The sequence below is a fragment of the Nocardiopsis oceani genome, from assembly GCF_054777395.1.
In genome coordinates this window covers 139,562-157,749 of record NZ_BAAHAR010000007.1, presented here as the reverse complement: position 1 = coordinate 157,749, position 18,188 = coordinate 139,562, and the positions used below count along the sequence as shown (strand labels likewise).

General features: G+C 69.4%; 17 protein-coding genes. 8 read left to right on the top strand and 9 right to left on the bottom strand.

Going from position 1 to position 18,188, the window contains the following annotated elements:
* Window positions 1-692: 692 nt before the first annotated feature.
* The 4 genes from ACYVDG_RS05780 to ACYVDG_RS05765 all read right to left on the bottom strand — a co-directional run bounded on the left by ACYVDG_RS05780 (window position 693) and on the right by ACYVDG_RS05765 (window position 4,512).
* Entirely contained in the window at window positions 693-1,037 is a 345-nt protein-coding gene (locus ACYVDG_RS05780) for a hypothetical protein (RefSeq protein WP_460747283.1), read from the bottom strand.
* A gap of 154 nt (window positions 1,038-1,191) precedes the next feature.
* Window positions 1,192-1,386 carry a hypothetical protein gene (locus ACYVDG_RS05775; RefSeq protein ID WP_460747282.1) on the bottom strand — a complete coding sequence of 65 codons (195 nt, stop codon included), beginning with the start codon at window positions 1,384-1,386 and terminating at the stop codon, window positions 1,192-1,194.
* Window positions 1,387-1,749: 363 nt separating this feature from the next.
* On the bottom strand, window positions 1,750-3,444 hold the full coding sequence (gene pgi / locus ACYVDG_RS05770) for a glucose-6-phosphate isomerase (RefSeq protein ID WP_460747281.1): 1,695 nt from the start codon (window positions 3,442-3,444) through the stop codon (window positions 1,750-1,752).
* Window positions 3,445-3,585: 141 nt separating this feature from the next.
* Entirely contained in the window at window positions 3,586-4,512 is a 927-nt protein-coding gene (locus ACYVDG_RS05765; protein WP_460747279.1) for an ion transporter, read from the bottom strand.
* A gap of 162 nt (window positions 4,513-4,674) precedes the next feature.
* Here ACYVDG_RS05765 and ACYVDG_RS05760 point away from each other — a divergent pair, with 162 nt between their 5' ends.
* On the top strand, window positions 4,675-4,986 hold the full coding sequence (locus ACYVDG_RS05760) for a hypothetical protein (protein WP_460747278.1): 312 nt from the start codon (window positions 4,675-4,677) through the stop codon (window positions 4,984-4,986).
* 12 nt (window positions 4,987-4,998) lie between these two features.
* On the opposite strand, the gene ACYVDG_RS05755 is transcribed toward ACYVDG_RS05760, so the two are convergent.
* Complete coding sequence (locus tag ACYVDG_RS05755; protein WP_460747277.1) at window positions 4,999-5,697, bottom strand: FadR/GntR family transcriptional regulator; 699 nt, start codon at window positions 5,695-5,697, stop codon at window positions 4,999-5,001.
* 150 nt (window positions 5,698-5,847) lie between these two features.
* Between ACYVDG_RS05755 and ACYVDG_RS05750 the strand changes: the two genes are divergently transcribed.
* The 3 genes from ACYVDG_RS05750 to ACYVDG_RS05740 are packed head-to-tail and all read left to right on the top strand — an operon-like array spanning window position 5,848 to window position 8,677.
* On the top strand, window positions 5,848-6,588 hold the full coding sequence (locus ACYVDG_RS05750) for a (Fe-S)-binding protein (protein WP_460747276.1): 741 nt from the start codon (window positions 5,848-5,850) through the stop codon (window positions 6,586-6,588).
* Window positions 6,585-8,012: a lactate utilization protein B gene (locus ACYVDG_RS05745; protein WP_460747275.1), complete on the top strand. Its 1,428-nt coding sequence runs from the start codon at window positions 6,585-6,587 to the stop codon at window positions 8,010-8,012. The genes ACYVDG_RS05750 and ACYVDG_RS05745 overlap by 4 nt, the downstream gene beginning before the upstream one ends.
* Complete coding sequence (locus ACYVDG_RS05740; protein WP_460747274.1) at window positions 8,009-8,677, top strand: LutC/YkgG family protein; 669 nt, start codon at window positions 8,009-8,011, stop codon at window positions 8,675-8,677. Before ACYVDG_RS05745 ends, ACYVDG_RS05740 begins: the two co-directional genes overlap by 4 nt.
* Here the strand turns inward: ACYVDG_RS05740 and ACYVDG_RS05735 are convergent.
* Complete coding sequence (locus ACYVDG_RS05735) at window positions 8,674-10,197, bottom strand: cytochrome P450 family protein (protein ID WP_460747273.1); 1,524 nt, start codon at window positions 10,195-10,197, stop codon at window positions 8,674-8,676. The two genes, ACYVDG_RS05740 and ACYVDG_RS05735, sit on opposite strands and share 4 nt — an antisense overlap.
* Window positions 10,198-10,493: 296 nt before the next feature.
* Between ACYVDG_RS05735 and ACYVDG_RS05730 the strand changes: the two genes are divergently transcribed.
* From ACYVDG_RS05730 to ACYVDG_RS05720, 3 genes are all read left to right on the top strand, one after another.
* Window positions 10,494-11,291, top strand: a complete 798-nt coding sequence (locus ACYVDG_RS05730; RefSeq protein WP_460747272.1) for an SAM-dependent methyltransferase — start codon at window positions 10,494-10,496, stop codon at window positions 11,289-11,291.
* A 45-nt stretch (window positions 11,292-11,336) separates the two neighbouring features.
* On the top strand, window positions 11,337-12,134 hold the full coding sequence (locus ACYVDG_RS05725; protein WP_460747270.1) for an SAM-dependent methyltransferase: 798 nt from the start codon (window positions 11,337-11,339) through the stop codon (window positions 12,132-12,134).
* A gap of 94 nt (window positions 12,135-12,228) precedes the next feature.
* The gene (locus ACYVDG_RS05720; RefSeq protein ID WP_460747269.1) at window positions 12,229-13,506 is read left to right on the top strand and encodes a DUF2786 domain-containing protein; all 1,278 of its coding nucleotides are present in this window, start codon (window positions 12,229-12,231) and stop codon (window positions 13,504-13,506) included.
* 38 nt (window positions 13,507-13,544) lie between these two features.
* On the opposite strand, the gene ACYVDG_RS05715 is transcribed toward ACYVDG_RS05720, so the two are convergent.
* Entirely contained in the window at window positions 13,545-13,958 is a 414-nt protein-coding gene (locus ACYVDG_RS05715; protein ID WP_460747268.1) for a pyridoxamine 5'-phosphate oxidase family protein, read from the bottom strand.
* Window positions 13,959-14,292: 334 nt separating this feature from the next.
* Here ACYVDG_RS05715 and ACYVDG_RS05710 point away from each other — a divergent pair, with 334 nt between their 5' ends.
* On the top strand, window positions 14,293-15,669 hold the full coding sequence (locus tag ACYVDG_RS05710; RefSeq protein ID WP_460747267.1) for an MFS transporter: 1,377 nt from the start codon (window positions 14,293-14,295) through the stop codon (window positions 15,667-15,669).
* A gap of 426 nt (window positions 15,670-16,095) precedes the next feature.
* Here the strand turns inward: ACYVDG_RS05710 and ACYVDG_RS05705 are convergent, their stop codons facing one another.
* Both ACYVDG_RS05705 and fxsA read right to left on the bottom strand, forming a co-directional pair.
* On the bottom strand, window positions 16,096-17,787 hold the full coding sequence (locus ACYVDG_RS05705) for a tetratricopeptide repeat protein (RefSeq protein WP_460747266.1): 1,692 nt from the start codon (window positions 17,785-17,787) through the stop codon (window positions 16,096-16,098).
* Window positions 17,788-17,993: 206 nt separating this feature from the next.
* Window positions 17,994-18,167 (bottom strand): FxSxx-COOH cyclophane-containing RiPP peptide, encoded by a 174-nt coding sequence (gene fxsA, locus ACYVDG_RS05700; protein WP_460747265.1) that lies wholly within the window; start codon window positions 18,165-18,167, stop codon window positions 17,994-17,996.
* Window positions 18,168-18,188 lie beyond the last annotated feature (21 nt).

The window sequence follows — 18,188 nt, the reverse complement described above, 5'->3', positions numbered from 1 at the left end:
GCTCCTATGTAGCGACCGCGGCCAAGCACGGCATCGGTATGTTCGACGCCCTGGTCCACCTGGCCGAGGGCCGGTGCTGGATGCCCGAAACCGTCTGATCCTTCTCCGGGACACCTGAACAGTCACCCGCCGAGCACGGTCGCTGCTGCCAGGGCCACTACCGATCCGCCACGAGCCAGGGGGTTTTTCTTCTTCTGCACGGAAAACCTCATTCCTACCCTGAGAGAAACCATCGGAATCCTCGGGCGAGACCAGATAAATCAGCTCCTGATCAATCTGATGAATTCACTGCAAGACTAGCCAAGGAATGGAAGATACACACCCGATCGGCCACATCCGGCCAGCTCAGCAGGCCGCAACCGGACAGAACTTATTTTCCCTAGCTATTATTTGACACCGGGCGCGGCTCATATCTATTCTCCCCCGCACCACGGAGGCGGACGGAGAAATAGCACGTGGTACATTCTGGTTCTCGATACCGAATGGCAGCGAGTGCGCTGGGGAGTAACCTGAAACGCAATCGCCCCCTCAACGCTGGTAGAAGGCCGATTTGCTCTGGTGCTAACTCGGGGCGAAGGAGGTGCGCTCTACGCCTACTGGGGTGGCGGTTGCTGAAGGGTGGTAGCTGCTGGGGCCGGGGCGAGAGTGAACGTGCTTCGCCACCTGGGGTCAGGGCCCGATGCCGCACCGGCTTAAGGGACCATGCACGGCCCGTTCCTGTCACTGAGGTAGTGGTCCTGCACGTATCCGCTGTTCGCGATCTCCATCCAGTCGGTCGATGCCACCGGCCGGACCGCGACCGACTCACCCTCGGGGATGTAGTCGATGACCTCTCCGCCGGGGGCTTCGTGGACGGGGGCGTCGTCGAGGGCCTCGTGCACGCAGTAGGGCTCCGACTGGGCATCGGCCGACTGCGCGGCGGGGGCCGCCGCATGGGCCGGGGACGAGAGCACGGCGCCGCCAACGGCGGTCGCCGCGGCCACGGCGAGGAGCGCCGTGCCACGCACCAGGCCACCGGACTTCGTCGTGGTGGGCAAGGGAACCTCCCTGTTGTTCCGGGACGGGGCGGTGCGACGGGTTCGCACCCGCCGCACCGCCTATCAAGTGAAATCCCTCAGAGAAGCAGGGATCCGGGTACGGTTAACCGGTACTCGTCAGGTATCGGCTGGACGCGTACCTGGCTGGCCTGCGCTAGCCCCATTCGATATCCCTGGAGGTCTGCCACTCCGCGTCAGCGGACTGCCATTCCAGTTCAGCGGACTGCCACGAGTTCACGACGGCAGCGCTCGCGGGGGCCGCCAGCACGGCCCCGCCGAGCAGAGCGGCAGCGGTCACTCCCAGGGTCGCGGTGACCCGGGAAACCCGTCCGTTTTCCTTGATTCCCATGCGGAATCCTCCATCTTTCAGTTGCAGAAAATACTACTGACGGGACTGCGAAGCCAACGGTTGATCAAGCCGTTGAATCCACCAGGAATGCTAACCATAGATCCGCGATGAGGCACCGTGAAGGCCACATCCGGACGGGCAAAACGGCCGCATGCGGACATCGAACCGGTCCGTTTTCGGCCAGAACCCGGTTTTCCATGCCGCGCATTTGACATCGAAAAGCAAGGACACTTACCCTCTCCGCGTTTTCCACAACGGGAACCCGGCCCCATTCGGAACCAATGCCGAACAACAGGAAGATCCACCCGCGAAAACTAAAAGGGCGCGTACCACAACGTGGCACGCGCCTCTTGGTTCACCGTGTTAGCGGCCGCGCAGCTCCCTATAGCGCTCGACCAGAGCCGCTGTGGAGGGATCCAGGCCGGGCACGTCGGCGCCCCCGGTCAGGGCCGGCTCCACCTTCTTGGCCAGCACCTTGCCGAGCTGGACACCCCACTGGTCGAAGGAGTTGATGTTCCACACCGCACCCTGCACGAACACCTTGTGCTCGTAGAGGGCGACGAGCTTGCCGAGCACCGAGGGGTCGAGCCGGTCGGCCAGGATCGTGGTCGTGGGCCGATTGCCCGGGAACGTCCGGTGAGGCACCAGATCGGCGGGCACGCCCTCGGCGGCCACCTCGCTGCCGGTGCGGCCGAAGGCCAGCGCCTGGCCCTGGGCGAACAGGTTGGCCATCAACAGGTCGTGCTGGGGAACCAGCCCCTCGGGCAGGTCCGGCGCGGGGCGCGCGAAACCGATGAGGTCGGCGGGCACGAACCGCGTGCCCTGGTGCAGCAGCTGGAAGTAGGCGTGCTGGCCGTTGGTACCGGGGGTCCCCCACACCACCGGCCCGGTCTGCCAGTCGACGGGTCGGCCGTCGCGCTGCACCGACTTGCCGTTGGATTCCATGTCGAGCTGCTGGAGGTAGGCCGGGAACTTCGACATGTAGTGGCTGTAGGGCAGCACCGCGTGCGACTGCGCGTCGAAGAAGCCCCCGTACCAGACACCGAGCAGGCCGAGCAGGAACGGCAGGTTCTGTTCGGCGGGTGCCGTGGCGAAGTGGGTGTCCATGGCGTGGAACCCCGCGAGCATCTCCCGGAACCGCTCCGGCCCCAGGGCAACCATCAGCGACAGGCCGATCGCCGAGTCGTAGGAGTAGCGGCCGCCCACCCAGTCCCAGAACTCGAACATGTTGGCCGTGTCGATACCGAACCCGGCGACCTCGTCGGCGTTGGTGGAAACCGCGACGAAGTGCTGGGCGATCGCTTCGGGTCCCGCGTCCAGACCGGACAGGAGCCAGTCGCGGGCCGCCGTGGCGTTGGTGATGGTCTCGATAGTGGTGAAGGTCTTGGAGGCGACCACGAACAGGGTGCGTTCGGGGTCGGCGTCCACCAGGGCCTCGTGCAGGTCGGTGCCGTCGACGTTGGAGACGAAGCGGAACTCCAGGCCCCGGTCGGTGTAGGGGCGCAGCGCCTCGTAGGCCATGGCGGGCCCCAGGTCGGAGCCGCCGATACCGATGTTGACCACCCGGGTCACGGGCCGACCGGTGTGGCCCAGCCACGAACGCGAGCGCACCCGTTCGGCGAAGGCGGCCATCTGGTCCAGGACCCGGTGCACCTCTGGCACCACGTCGTACCCGTCCGCTTTGATGACGCTGCCCCGCGGTGCGCGCAGGGCGGTGTGCAGGACGGCGCGGTCCTCGGTCAGGTTGATGCGGTCGCCGCGCAGCATGGCGTCGCGCAGCATGGCGACCCCGGCGGCCTCCGCCAGGCCGCCGAGCAGGCGCAGGGTCTCGTCGGTGACGAGGTTCTTGGAGTAGTCGACGTGCAGGTCCCCGACGTCGAGCGCGTACCGGTCGGCCCGTGCGGGATCGTCCGCGAACAGATCACGCAGGTGGGTTCCGCCGAACCGGGTGCGGTGCTCGTCGAGCGCGGCCCATTCCCCGCTGCGGTCCAGGGGTGTGGTCGCGTCGGACCGGCCTCCGCTGTCCTCGGTGCGAGGGAGGGGTGTACTGGCAGACATCCGGTCGCTCCTCCGTGGTCTGGAAAGGCGCACACGGCGAGCGGGTACCCGTCCCGGGCGCCGTGTCCGCGGTGTGCGGCTGTGCCCCCAACCTTCCCACGAAAACCGGCAACCACGGGCTTTCTCCGGCACGTCAGGGCTTTAACCCATGGTTTGTCCGCTGCGCTCCCGTTCGCGTTCAGCGCGCAGCTGGGAGACTTCCTCGCGCAGTGCCCGCAGCTCGGCGAGGATCTGCAGCTGACCGTCGTCCGGACCGGTTGGACCGGACGACCCGGTACCGCCCTGGCCCGAGCCCCGGCCGCCGTGCGGACCCCTGCCGCGCGGCCCCTCAGCGCCGGCGCCGTCCGCGGGGCCTTGGCCGGGCGCGTCGCCGCCCGCGCGCTCCTCGTCTCCGGACCTGTCGAGGGCCTCCACCGCGACGGCGATGAACAGGTTGAGGGCGATGAGGGTGGACACCAGGACGAAGACCACGAAGAAGATCCACGCCATGGGCTGGCTCTCCATGACCTCCTGTGCGATCTCGGCCCAACCGTCCGCAGTGAAGATCTGGAAGAGGGTGAAGAGGGAGGTCCAGAGGTCACCGAAGTACTGCGGGGCGTCGGTGGCGAACAGCTTGGTGGCCATCACCGCCGAAACGTACAGCAGCAGCACCACTAGGGCCATGATCGAGGCCATGCCGGGCATCGCCCGGAACAGCCCGGCCACCACGTGGCGCAGGCTCGGAATCACCGACAGCAGCCGCAGCACGCGCAGGACCCGGAGCACCCGCAGGACCGCGAACGGCCCGGAGGCCGGAAGCAGGGCGATCCCGATGATGACCATGTCGAACCAGCTCCAGGGATCCCGGAAGAAGTCCCTGCGGTGGGCGAAGACCCGCAGCCCCAGTTCGACGACGAACACCGACAGGATCACCCTGTCGATGGCGAACAGGAGGTCGCCGTGCTCCTCCATCATCCGCTGCGACGTCTCGATACCGAGGACGACGGCGTTGATGAGGATGACGGTGATGACAGCGGCCTGGAACCAGCGGGCCTCGACGATGGTTCGGACCCGTTCGCGCACGGTCACTTGGGTGGGAACTCCTTCTCTGCTGTCGGATACCGGCGAAAAAGCCTATCCGCGAAAACTGCGCCCCGTTCAGCGACCGTTGCCCTCGGTACGCGCCCCACTGGCGTCTCCCGCCCCGAACAGGCATGATCGAAGGAGGGAACCGAGGCGAGGGGGCCGCCGGTGACGGAATCCGCAGACTTCGACGACGGCGTCACGGACATCGACGACGTGGACGCCGACATGGACGTGGGCGCCCCGAGCCAGGACACCGCCGTGGCGGAGTACCTGGAGGAGCACCCCGAGGACTACCGGATCGAGGAGATCGAGGACCACGAGGCACTCGGTATAGACGCCGAACTCCGCAAAGAAGTTCCGGAGCAGGCACCCCCGCCCGCGGAGGAGCGGCCGCCCGTTCCCGGACGTGAGGAGCTGTCCCGGCTCCTCAAGGCCGAGGCCTACGCCGAGCGCGTGGAACGACGCCACGGCCGATGAGGCCCGAACCCACTACGTTGTGGGGCCGGTGTGGGCGGTGAGCCAGTGCTCGACCCTGAGCACGTGCGCGGCCGCGGCCGCGCGAGCCGCCTCGGGATCCCGTGCCGCGAGGGCCTCGTGGATCCGCCAGTGGTCCTCGTGCAGGGCCTCGGCGACGTCGGCCTCGCCGTGCCCGGCCCAGACCCTTTCATTGAACGTACGCGACGACAGCCCGGAGTGGACCGCCGAGAGGGTGGCATTGCCCACGCAGGCCACGATGGCCTGGTGGAACCCCAGGTCGGCGGCGCCGTGCACGGCGGGCTCGCACCCTGCCGCGCCGTCCGCCATCCGGTCGAGCAGGGAGCCGATCCGGGCCAGGTCCTCGGGGGTGGCGCGCGCGGCCGCCATCGCCGTGGCGGCGGGCTCGATCATCCGGCGGACTTGGAGGACCTCCATCAGGGTCTGGTCCTGGGACACCTCGGCCAGGACGGAGAAGGCCTCCAACAGGTCGGACGGGCGCAGGGCGGTGACGTAGACGCCGGCGCCGTGCCGGACCTCCAGGACTCCGAGCGTGGTCAGTGAGCTGATCGCCTCGCGGACCGTGCCGCGGGAGACGCCCAGGCGGGAGGAGAGCTCGCGTTCGGTAGGAAGTCGCTCTCCTGGTCCTACCTCTCCGTTGGAGATCATCGCCTTGATCTGGCCGACGGTCCGCTGGGCGACCGGGGTGCGCACGCCGTCCTTCACCTCCTAAGCCGGGGTTACGACTGATGACAGCGGAATCCTACCCGTTTCGAACCGACGATCCCCCCTTGCCTCTCTCGCGTTGATCAGGCAATGTGGTCGGACCACTTGGCCCGCGTTGCCGGAGCACGAAGGAGGCACATGCGGATCGCGCTGTTCATCACCTGTGTCAACGACACACTCTTCCCCGACACGGGCCGGTCCGTGGTGCGGCTCTTGGAGCGGCTGGGCCACGAGGTGGTCTTCCCCACCGAGCAGACCTGTTGCGGCCAGATGCACTACAACACCGGTTACCGGCGCCCCGCGGCCAAGCTCGCGGTGCGGTTCGTGAAGATCTTCGACCGGGCCGACGCGGTCATCGTCCCCTCGGCCTCGTGCGCCGCGATGGTGCGCTCCCACTACCCGCGCCTGGGCGCACAGGGGAGCCGCCTCTCCCGGAAAGTGGCGGACCTGTCCCCGCGCGTGTACGACCTCACGGAGTTCCTCGTGGACGTGCTGAAGGTGACCGATGTGGGCGCCTACTTCCCGCACAAGGTCGTCTACCACCCCACATGTCACGGGCTGCGCTTCCTCGGCCTGGGGGACCGTCCCTACCAACTGCTGCGCGCGGTGCGCGGCCTGGAACTGCTCGAACTACCCGGCGCCACCGAGTGCTGCGGATTCGGGGGCACGTTCTCGGTCAAGAACGGCGACGTCTCCGCGGCGATGGGCTTCGACAAGGCACGCCACGCGGTGGAGACCGGCGCCGAGGTCCTTTGCGCGGTGGACAACTCCTGCCTGATGCACATCGGCGGCACGCTGTCGCGGCAGCGCGCGGGACTGCGGATCGCGCACATCGCTGAGATCCTGGCCAGTACCGAGAAGGAGTACGCGCGAGCATGAGCGCCACGTTCCTGGGCATTCCGCCCTTTCCCGAGGCCGCGCGCAGCGCGGTCAACGACTCCCAGACCCGTCACAACCTGCACAAGGCCACCCACACCATCCGCGGCAAGCGCGACTCCGTCGTCGGCGAACTGGGCGACGACTGGCAGCGCCTGCGTTCCGAGGGCGAACAGGTCAAGACGCACACGCTGCGCCACCTGGACCACTACCTGGAACAGCTGGAGGAGTCGGTCCAACGGGCCGGCGGGACGGTGCACTGGGCATCCGACGCGGCCGAGGCCAACGAGATCGTCACCCGCCTGGTGCGGCAGACCGGCGAGTCCGAGGTGGTCAAGGTCAAGTCGATGGCCACCCAGGAGATCGAGCTGAACAACGCGCTCGAAGCCGCCGGCATCACCGCCTACGAGACCGACCTGGCCGAGCTGATCGTGCAGTTGGGAGAGGACCTCCCCTCGCACATCCTGGTGCCCGCCATCCACCTGGCACGTTCGCAGATCCGGGAGATCTTCCTGGACCAGATGTCCGAGTGGGGCGTTCCGGCCCCGCCGGGGCTCACGGACGACCCCAAGGCGTTGGCCGAGGCCGCCCGCGTTCACCTGCGCGAGCTGTTCCTGCGCTCCAAGGTGGCGGTCTCGGGGGCCAATTTCGCGGTGGCCGACTCAGGCACACTCGTGGTCCTGGAGTCCGAAGGCAACGGCCGGATGTGCCTGACCCTGCCCGAGACGCTCATCTCGGTGGTGGGTATCGAGAAGCTCGTACCCACGTGGTCCGACCTCGAGGTGTTCATGCAGCTGCTGCCGCGGTCCTCCACGGGCGAGCGGATGAACCCCTACACCTCGACCTGGACCGGGGTCACCCCGGGCGACGGCCCCCAGGAGTTCCACCTGGTGCTGCTCGACAACGGCCGCACCGACGTGCTGGCCGACACCGTGGGCCGTCAGGCACTGCGCTGTATCCGCTGTTCGGCCTGTCTCAACATCTGCCCCGTCTACGAGCGCACCGGCGGGCACGCCTACGGTTCGGTCTATCCGGGGCCGATCGGCGCGATCCTCACCCCCCAGCTCCAAGGGATGTCCTCGGAGGTGGACGAGGCGCTGCCGTACGCGTCGTCGCTGTGCGGGGCCTGTTACGACGTCTGCCCGGTGGCCATCGACATCCCCGAAGTCCTGGTCCACCTGCGCGAGCAGGTCGCGGAGGGTCCTGGGCACCTGGGTGAGAAGGCGATGATGGCCGGAGCGGAAGCGGTGTTCGGGTCCTCGACGGCCCTGGAGGCGGCCCAGCGGGCCGCCAGTGCGGCGCGCGGGAGCCTCCCCGGCCACCTTCCCGGGCTGGCGGGGAACTGGACGGACACCCGCGACGTCCCCGAGGTTCCGGAGAAATCCTTCCGCCAGTGGTGGCGCGAGCAGGGAAAGGGGCAGGGTTGAGTAGCTCCCGAGAGCGTGTCCTGGCGCGCGTGCGCGCCGCACTGTCCGACGTGCCCGCCGACGAGCCGACAGAGCGGCCGGTGGAGCGCGACTACGCGGAAAGCCACTCCGAGGGGGCCACCCTGGACGTGCTCGTGGACCGGTTGCTGGACTACAAGGCACTGGTGGAGCGGGTGTCGGCCGCTGACCTGCCCGACCGCATCGCCACCGCCCTGGAGCGCAGGGGCGCGGCACGTGTCGCGGTCCCCGAAGGGGCACCCGCGCAGTGGTTCACCGCCGTCTCGGCCCAGCGGCTCAGCGACTCCCCCGGATCCCCGCTTTCGGTGGCCGAACTCGACGCCACCGACGGTGTGGTCACCGGGTGCGCCGTAGCGATCGCCGAGACCGGCACCATCGTCCTGGACGCCGGCCCCGACCAGGGGCGGCGGGCTATCTCGCTGGTCCCCGACTACCACCTGTGCGTGGTGCGCGCGGATCAGGTCGTGGACGGTGTTCCCCAAGGCGTGCGGCTCCTGGACCCGGGGCGCCCGCTCACCTGGATCAGCGGCCCGTCGGCCACCAGCGACATCGAGCTGAACCGGGTGGAGGGCGTGCACGGCCCCCGCACCCTGGAGGTGCTCGTGGTGGAGCCGGACGGGGACACGGCGGGGTCGGACGGGTCCTAGGGGCCCTTCGACCGCCAGTTCTCCAGGAGCTGTTCCAGCGCGTCGGGAACGTGGACCTCCTCCGCGAACGGCGCCTGGTACCGGGCGCCCGCGCCCTGCGGCCGCGGCTTCCGGGTCCTGGTCCCGGCGGGCCGCACGGGGAGGGTCCGGGAGCGTTCCTCGGGCTCGGCCCCACCCTCCCGCAGCGGCGCCTGGTACCGGGCGCCCTGCGGCGCTGGTTTGCGCTTCTTCCTGCGGACCCAGCGCGAGGCGGCGCGTTCGGGGCGGGGCTCGGACCGTGCCCGCTGCTGGCCGCGCTCGCCGGTCGGGGTGAACCACACGGGTAGCTCCACGAGGCCGTGCACGCTCAGTGAGGTGCGCCAGCGCAGGTCACCGGGCTCAGCCGCCATCACCATGCCGCGCATGCGGTCCACCGCGGTGTCGATGGCGGTGCGCACCAGTTCCCGGGCGAAGGCGGTGGCCGGGCAGCGGTGGGCACCCGCGCCCCAGGAGAGGTGGGAGCGGTTTCCCGCCAAGGCCATGGCATCGTCGGCGCCGCGGACCACGGAGGGGTCGGTGTGCGCTGAGGCGAAGCCGAACAGCAGGGGTTCGCCTCGGCGGATCCGGGCCCCCGAAAAACGGATGTCCCTAACGGAGTAGCGCCCGGCGAGCATCCGGATCGGGGAGTCGGTCCACATCACGTAGTCGACGAAGTCCTCGGGGGTGAGCGTGCCGCCCAGGTAGGCGGTCCACACGTTCGGGTCCTCCAAGAGCTTGAGCAGGGCGTTGCCGATGAGGTGGGTGGTGGGCTCGTGCCCGGTCTCCCACAGCAGGGACAACGCCTCCACCGCCTCGTCGTCGGTGAGCCCGTGCGGATGCGCCAGGATCCGGCTGGCGATGTCCTCGCCGGGTACGGCACGCTTGCGGGCGACCAGGCCCTGGAAATAGGAGCGCACACCCAGGGCAGCGGCTTCGGCCCGTTGCGGGTCGCCGTTCCAGAGCCGCTCGGTGAGGTCGGCCAGGAGGTGACCGTACGGGTCGGGAAGCCCGAAGAGTTCGTTGAGGACGAGCGCGGGCAGCGGGGCCGCGTAGTGGCCGACGAGGTCGGCCGAGCCCTCGGCCTCGACCGCGCCGAGCAGGTGCACCGCGGCACGTTGCACCACCGGGACCAGCTGCGGTGTGCCCACGGAGGCCAGCGCGTCCACGATGGGCAGGCGCAGCCTCTGGTGTTCGTCCCCGTCGCGGGCCAGCGCCCCGCTGCGGGCCGGCGGTGCGCCGCCGGGGCTCCAGAGCCGCGGGTCGGCGGAGAAGTAGATGTGGTCGCGCAGGACCTGGAGGTTCTCCTTGTAGCCGAGCAGGAGCCAACCGGGGACGCCGGGTGTGATCTCAACCGGGACCAGGCCGCCGAACCGGGTGCGCAGTTGCTCCCAGGGGAGTCCGCCCCCTTGGTGCAGTGGCAGAACCCCCTCGTAGGGGCAGCGCTCAGCGCTCTTTCCTCCGTGGACGTTGTCGCGGCCCGTGGATCCGGTTCCCTGGCGCATGGAGACTCCTGAGTGGCGGCGGTTGGGGGCGACGCTATGTCGTGGATGTTTCCGGGGTGCTTCCTCCAGGAAAGCTGCGCCTTTCGGTGCCCGGCACGGTGGCACACCGCAGGTCACGCCGGGTGAAGGCGACATAGCGCACAAGGAGTGGCTCCCCGCCCACAGGCCTGTTCTGACGGGTCACACGGGCAGCGACCAAAAGCCCTGTGGTTAAGGGGATCCTGCTTGCCATGCGCGGGGATGAGGGAGGACAATACGGCTGTTCACCGGATCCCCCGCCACGTCGGAAGGCCCTCATGACGGACACCTCCCCTACCGCGCCCTTGGACACGAGCGTTCCCCACTCCGCTCGGGTGTGGAACTACTGGTTGGGCGGCAAGGACCACTATCCGGTCGACCGCGAGCTCGGTGAGCAGATCGAACAGGCCTACCCCGAGATCGCCGACATCGCCCGAGCCGACCGCCAGTTCATCATCCGATCGGTCACCCACCTCGCCCGCGAAGAGGGCGTCCGCCAGTTCCTGGACATCGGCACCGGCCTACCCACCGCCAACAACACCCACGAAGTCGCCCAAGCGGCCGCACCCGAATCCCGCATCGTCTACGTCGACAACGACCCCATGGTGCTCGCCCACGCCAGAGCCCTGCTCACCAGCACCGAAAAAGGCAGCACCCACTACATCGACGCCGACCTCCTCGACCCGGAACCACTGCTCGCCCAAGCCCGCCAGTACCTGGACTTCACCCAGCCCATCGCGCTGACCTTCATGGGCACGCTCGTCCACTACCCCGTCGACGAGAAGATCTACTCACTCGTGCGGACGTACATGGACGCACTGCCCTCGGGCAGCTTCCTCGCCCTGAACGACAGCACCGACACCAGCCAACAGATCATCGACGCCGCCGCGGCCTGGAACGAGAACGCGGCACTGCCGATCCACCTGCGCACCCCGGAAGAGGTCGAGGCCTACTTCGACGGACTGCAGCTGCTCGAGCCGGGTGTGGTTTCCATCCCGTTCTGGCGCCCGAACCCGTCCGAAATCGGCAAGGTCAGGGAAGCGGCCCAGTACGGGGGTGTGGCACGCAAGCCCTGAGAACGCCGCTGTCCTCCGAACATCCTGCCGACTCAGAAGGCCCCCATGACGGACACCTCCCCTACCGCGCCCTTGGACACGAGCGTTCCCCACTCCGCTCGGGTCTGTGACTACTGGTTGGGCGGCAAGGACCACTATCCGGTCGACCGCGAGCTCGGTGAGCAGATCGAACAGGCCTACCCCGAGATCGCCGACATCGCCCGAGCCGACCGCCAGTTCATCATCCGATCGGTCACCCACCTCGCCCGCGAAGAGGGCGTCCGCCAGTTCCTGGACATCGGCACCGGCCTACCCACCGCCAACAACACCCACGAAGTCGCCCAAGCGGCCGCACCCGAATCCCGCATCGTCTACGTCGACAACGACCCCATGGTGCTCGCCCACGCCAGAGCCCTGCTCACCAGCACCGAAAAAGGCAGCACCCACTACATCGACGCCGACCTCCTCGACCCGGAACCACTGCTCGCCCAAGCCCGCCAGTACCTGGACTTCACCCAACCGATCGGCCTGGTCATCATGGGTACGCTCGGTCACTTTCCCGCCGACGAGGAGACCTACGCGCTGGCCCGCACCTACGTGGACGCCATGCCCTCGGGCAGCTATCTCGCCCTGTGTGACAGCACCGACACCAGCCAACAGATCATCGACGCCGCCGCGGCCTGGAACGAGAACGCGGCACAGCCCATCTACTTGCGCACGCCAGAACAAATCGAGGCCTTCTTCGACGGACTGCAGCTGCTCGAGCCCGGCGTAGTCTCCGTCCCCCTCTGGCGGCCTGGTCACAGTGACATCGGCGTCGTCTGCGACGTAGCCCAGTACGGGGGTGTGGCCCGCAAGCCCTGAGGGCGGGCAACCCGCACCTTCCCGAATCCCCTCTCCCTGGCGGCGGGTAGGATGACCCGCTGGCTCCAGCACCCTTCGACCAGGGAGATTCACGGTGGGCAGGAAAGGCCGCAAGCGCGGCGACGCACGGGCGGACACCGAGTGGGCCGGGCCCGGCCCCTCGGACACCCTCGTGGAGGTGGTCACCGGTGCTGTCGACGCGCTCGTGCGCGGGCAGGAGGGCGGCGGCGTGGACCTGGCCGTGGCCCGCTTGGCCGACGTCGAGGACACCACCTGGGCCGGGGCTGCGGACCGGACCCTCTTCGACACCCTCCTCTTCGGGGTGGCCGACGCCTGGGCGCGCGGCTGGCAGCCCGCGGAAACGGTCCGGCACGTCACGCGCGAATCCGGGCCGTTGGCCGCCGCCGTGTGCGCGGAGGCCGTGGCGGCCGATCTCGCACGCCACTCCGCCGCGACGGTGGACCCCCGCTGGAGTGAGCAGGTCCGCGGCATGGGCACCGAAGCCCCGGCCGCGGACGGCCACCACCTGAGCCGGTTGGGTTCCGAACACGACCTGTTGCGCTTCGAGGCGGTCGAGGTGGTCCTCCGGCTGTTGGCACTGCTGCGTACCCTGCCTCCGATGCGCCGCCTCGGACCGCCGCCCGGCACCTTCCGTCCCGGTAGGCGGTCCGCGGCACCGGTGGACCGGAACCGCCTGCAACGCGTGCGTGCACTGCTCGCCAAGGCCGAGTCCACCGAGTTCCCGCAGGAGGCCGAAGCACTGACCGCCCGTGCCCAGGAGATGATGGCCCGGCACAGTATCGACCTCGCCCTGGTGGCGGCCGACCCCGACGCGCCCGAAGCGGCCGCGGCGCGCAGGCTGCCCGTCGACTCCCCCTACGACGAGCACCGGGCCGTACTGCTGAACGAGGTCGCCGAGGCCAACCACTGCCGGGCTGTGTGGCACCGAGAGCTGGGGCTGAGCACGGTGATGGGCTTCCCCGGTGACGTGGAGGCCGTGGACCTGCTGTACACGTCGCTGCTGGTACAGGCAGACGCGGCGATGCGGGTCAGCGGTTCGGCCCGGGACCGGTCGGGGCGCGGCGCCAAGAAGACCTTCCGTTCCTCCTTCATGTCCGCCTTCGCCGTACGCGTGGGCGAACGGCTCACCGAATCTGCGCGCACCACCGAGGAGGCGGTCGCCGCCGAGACCGGTACCGACCTGGTCCCGGTGTTCGCCGCCCGTGAGCGCGCGGTGGAGGCTGCCGTAGGCGAGGCCTTCGGGGCGCTGACCACCTCGCGGGTCCGCGGGCCGTCCAACGCCGAGGGCTGGTACGAGGGCCGCGCAGCCGCCGACGCGGCCTCCCTGGGAGCGCGCACCCGGCTGAACTAGTGCGCACCCCAGCTGAGCGAGGTCCACCGGCTGAGCGGTCAGGGAGCCTCACCCGCCATCAGCCAGCGGGTGACACCGATCTCCAGAAGGACGCGCCGCCCCGAATACCCCTCATAGCGCGTGCGCGGGTCCCAGTCGTAGCGGGCTCGGAAGGCCTCGAGCACGTCGCCGGGGAAGCCGGCGGTGTGCACGGTGACGAGCCCTTGGGCGACGACGGGCGCGTCTGCGTCCTCCAGGGCCAGGCTCACCCGCGGGTCGCGGCGGGCGTTGCGGGTCTTGACGGCGGTGGCGGAAGTCCCGATCCACCACCGTGCACGCAGGTGGACGAACCACACGGGAGACACGTGCGGTGAGCCGTCGGCGCGCAGCGTGCACAGCCATACGTTGCGGTCTGCGCTGAGCCGCCCGCGCAGCGCTTCGGGGGCGGGGACAGTTTTTTCCGTCGCGGTCACGTTGCTCCTGGGTCCGGCGGGCCTTGCGTGGGGATCATCGTGCTACCTCAACTTCGGTTGGGGTCAACCCGGAAATGCGAAAAAGACACCACCGGGCTTTTTTAGCGATCAGCGGCTTATGTCCGCACACGCAGCCTGATTGCCGGTGGCCTGGGAGGGCATGCGTTTCCGGATAGCATGGGCCTCGCCCTTTCGCGCGACGTTGACCACGCCGCCTCGGGCTCCGCAGGCCGGTAACCACAGGGTCTGACGTATGCGGATTTGCCACCCCAGCACCCCCGATGGGGTTTCGAGAACTGACCGTTTTCCACCTGTATTGAGAACGATGTCTACAATGCACGCCAACTCTGGGGGCACTTTTCCGGTCCGGGACACCGGCCGTTGGCGGCACCATTTCGCACTGCTGTGGAGCAGCGTGGCGCTGTCCAGCCTCGGGACCATGACCTTCAGCCTTGCGGTACCGCTCCTGGCCCTGTTCCACACGGGGTCGCCGGTGATGGCCGGGTGGATCGCGGCGGCCGGCATGGTTCCCCGGACCGTTCTGCACATCCCGATGGGCCTGATGGTCGACCGCCACGAGCCCCGCACCGTCATGGCGGTCGGGCTGGCGGCGCGCATCGCCTGCGTGGTCCTGCTGGTCGCGCCGGTCCTGCTGCTCGACGCGCCCGTCCTCCTGCTCGCGGCGGCCTCGGCCCTGCACGGGGTGTGCGGCACCCTCCACGCCACCGCCGGGGCCGCCGCCGTGCCCTGCCTGGTCCCGCGCGAGGAGCTCGCCGGGGCCGCCGCCAAGAACGAGGCCCGCAACGACGCCACCCAGATGATCGGACGCCCCCTCGGCGGTGCCCTCTACGGCGTGGCGCACGGGCTGCCCGCGCTCTTCGACACCGTCGTCTCCGCCCTGGCGCTGTGGGCCTCCCTGCTCCTCCCCCGGGTGCGGCGCCAGTCGCACCCGCCGGAACGCCTGTCGGGTCCCCGGCGACTCCTCCAAGAACTGGCCGGGGGCTTCCTCGTGCTCCGCGAAGACCGCTTCCTGCGCTTGGCGCTGATCGTGTGCGCGGTCACCAACGCCCTGTTCCAAGTGATCTGGCTGATCATCATGCTGACCGCGACGAGCGAGGGCCTGTCGGCGTTCCTCTTGGGGGTGGTGCTGGCCGCCACAGGCGCCGGCGGTGTGTTCGGCGCGCTGGTGGCCCCGGTCCTGGTCCGCCGACTGCACCCCACCCGGATGGTGGCGCTGTGCCTGTGGGCGTGGCTGTCCCTGACCCTTCTCCTCGCCCTGGCCGACCGTGCAGGGGCCGGGTGGCTGGTGGCCGCGCTCCCTCTGGTCTGGGGCGGAATCGGCTTCATCGGCGCGCACATGAACGTCACCGTGACGACCTACCACACCACCCACGTCCCGCCCGAGCTCTTGGGCCGCCTCACCGGAACAGTCCGCTTCCTCACCGGCGGTGCGCTACCGGTGGGCATGCTGGTCGGCGGCTACGCCCTGGAGTCCCTGGGTGTGCACCTCACGGTCCTGCTGGTGGCGGGGGCCACGGGCGTCCTCACCATCGTTTTCACGACCGGTCTTCTTCTGACGGCTCCACCTCACCACCAGTCCCGGCCGCCGCGGCCGGAAACGCCTCGGCCAGCCGACGAAGCCCTACCGTCAGGTGCTCGTGCGCCCGCTCCACCTCTCCACCCGGACCGTCCCCCACCTGGAGGTGGTTGAGGGCCTGGTCCACCGCCTCCCTCAGGTCGTCAACCGGTTCCTGCCGGTCCGGCGGCAGGACGTCGCGCACGCGCTCGACCGCGACCACCGCCTCATAGAGGTGGTCCCTGGCCTGACGCACCTGTTCGGGCAGGTCGTTCCCGCCCTGCTTGGGCGGGCCGTGCGCGCGCAGCTGAGCGATGTGGCGCATGCCGATGTCGAGCTGCAGCACAGCCCGGCGCACGTCGTCGAGCCGGGTGCGCACCTCGCGCCCCCAGGAGCGGTCCCGCTCGTCCTCACGCTGCTCCCGTTCCCGCTCCAGGGCGTACTCGGCCCTCCAGCGCTCGACCATCTCCGCGCGGTGAGCCGCCAGCGCCGTCCCACCCAACGTGCTGACCGCCGTCACCACCCCCGTGATCAGGGCGACCAGAACAGTGGGATCCACGCTCAGCCCCACCCCCCGTCGACAACGCCGCCTCGCTCCGCGCGGATCTCCCCACGGGTCCGACGCGCCTCGGTCATCCCGCTCGCACCCACGAGAACCCCTTCGAGTACGTCCAGTGCGGACTGCGCCTGCCGCGCGAGCCACAGCACCTGACCGATCCCGGTCCGCAGGCTCGGGTCGGCGTACACCCGGCTCTCCGCGGCGGCCACTCCGGCCAACCCTGCCGCCCGTTCACCGCTCAGCAACCGGTTGCGCGCCTCCGCAACCAGCGCTCGCGAAACCGCGGCCCCGTCGCCAACGGACTCGTGTGCCCTCCCCGCCTCGGCGTAGTGCTCGGCGGCGGACCGGTGATCACCGCGCTCGAAAGCCAGGTCGCCTAGGAGCACGGCGAGCAGCGCACGCACTCGAGGTTCCGGAGAGGGCTCGGTGCGCAACGCCTGCCGTACGTGCTCGGCACACAGGACTGCTTCGCCCCGGGTGTAGGCCGCACGGGCGACGTGCAAGCGTTCCCACCCGCTCCACGGAGACAGTCCCTGCGGGTAGGAGGACAGCGCCAGTGCCATCAGGGGGCGGGCCAACCGCGGGTGGCGCAACAGGTAGGCGGAACCGTCCCGTTCCGCGGTGACCAGGTGGCGGTCCTCCAAGGCGTGGACCACCCCCGGTGTGAGCGCGCTGTCCGGGTCTTCGCAGGCCGACCTCCCCACACCCTGGTCCGAGACCGCCACCCTGCGCAGCCAGGCGTGGGGGACGTCCGGCGGCACCAGGTGTTCGGCGGCGACCTGCTCGAGGACGCCAGCGATCCGCTCGGTGAGTGCACGGTCGACTTCGGTGCCGCTCTCCGGGACCAGGGAGGTACCGGTCTCAGTCGCCTCCTGCCACAGGGTCAGGCCCAAGAGCTGGAGGAGGGAGGGGTCGACCGTGTCGCTGTGCTCGCAGGGACGTCCCCGCTGATCGCGCACCGTCCTCGCTTCCTCCACCAGGCGGCGGGGCTCCTCCGGTGCGAGGCGGGAACCGAACCGGGCCAGGGAACGCGCGACCACGTCGACGGCGGTGCTCGGGGTGAACGGGGCCAGGCCGACCTCGGCGTGTTCGACCTCGCGTTTCTCCACCAGTCGCCGGAGATCGTCGAGGTGGTCCGTGCGGACAGTGAGCAACAGGCGCAGGTCGACGCAGTTCTCCATGGCGGAGAACAACTCGTCCAGGAAGTCCCTGCGCCACTGTTCGCGCGCGCCCGAACGGCGCAGGAGGAGCTCGGTCTGATCCACCACGGCGAACAGGGGGCGCGCGAACCCGTACCGGTCGGTGCTCTCGTGGGTGCGCAGATAGTCGGTGACGGAGGTACCGGGGGTGTGGGTGGGAAACTCCGAAGGGCTCCAGAGCGCCAGCACGGCCCGGGTGTAGGGGTTCTGGCCGGGCAGGACGGCGGTGGGAAAGGTCGGGTCGAAACTCAGGTCGCCCGAAGGCAGGACCGTGCTGCCGTCAGCGCTGAGGGCGGGGACGGCCCCGGACACCACCAGTGAGGTCTTGCCGACGCCGTTGTGTCCGTGCAGCACCGTGAGCCGGTTCCGGCGCCAGGAACGCACCAGCTCTTCGGTCTCCTCCTCCCGGCCGAGGAAATAGTGGCGGTCCGAGGCAAGGAAAGGCCGCGGACCGACGAACGGGCCCTCTGTGCGCCCGATGGGGGCTCGTGTCATGAAGCAGCTCCCGGCCAGCGATAAGAGGAGTGGTTCTGGCGCGAAACGGCGCTGTCCATGGTGCCATGAATCAGGTCTCCCTTTCGAGACCCGGCGACATTCCTGTGTCCTTTTCGCTGCACTGAACCATCCGGTCCAGCCCCCGTCGGCATAAGGCGTGACCAGGGGTCGCGCCTTTCGACACTTCCGGCCAGAAGCCGGTGAACTCAGCCCGGCTCGTTGGAGAACCCGGCCACCACCTCGGCGCCCGCGTCGCGGGGGTCGAGCACGGCCCGGAGCGCCTCAGCGATCGCTGAACCGCCGATGCCGTCGAGGTCGCGCAGTGTCAGTCCACCCACGTCCACCAGTGCTGTCGGCCCGGTGAACTCGTGTTCGCCCATCACTTTCCCTCCGTACGTCCG

Bases quoted from the DNA above. Each gene is read 5' to 3' on its own strand.
- ACYVDG_RS05725 (WP_460747270.1), top strand. From the start codon at position 11,337: ATGACGGACACCTCCCCTACCGCGCCCTTGGACACGAGCGTTCCCCAC.
- ACYVDG_RS05750 (WP_460747276.1), top strand. From the start codon at position 5,848: ATGCGGATCGCGCTGTTCATCACCTGTGTCAACGACACACTCTTCCCC.
- ACYVDG_RS05775 (WP_460747282.1), bottom strand. From the start codon at position 1,386: ATGGGAATCAAGGAAAACGGACGGGTTTCCCGGGTCACCGCGACCCTG.
- pgi (WP_460747281.1), bottom strand. From the start codon at position 3,444: ATGTCTGCCAGTACACCCCTCCCTCGCACCGAGGACAGCGGAGGCCGG.
- ACYVDG_RS05735 (WP_460747273.1), bottom strand. From the start codon at position 10,197: ATGCGCCAGGGAACCGGATCCACGGGCCGCGACAACGTCCACGGAGGA.
- ACYVDG_RS05730 (WP_460747272.1), top strand. From the start codon at position 10,494: ATGACGGACACCTCCCCTACCGCGCCCTTGGACACGAGCGTTCCCCAC.
- ACYVDG_RS05705 (WP_460747266.1), bottom strand. From the start codon at position 17,787: ATGACACGAGCCCCCATCGGGCGCACAGAGGGCCCGTTCGTCGGTCCG.
- ACYVDG_RS05710 (WP_460747267.1), top strand. From the start codon at position 14,293: ATGCACGCCAACTCTGGGGGCACTTTTCCGGTCCGGGACACCGGCCGT.
- ACYVDG_RS05745 (WP_460747275.1), top strand. From the start codon at position 6,585: ATGAGCGCCACGTTCCTGGGCATTCCGCCCTTTCCCGAGGCCGCGCGC.
- fxsA (WP_460747265.1), bottom strand. From the start codon at position 18,167: ATGGGCGAACACGAGTTCACCGGGCCGACAGCACTGGTGGACGTGGGT.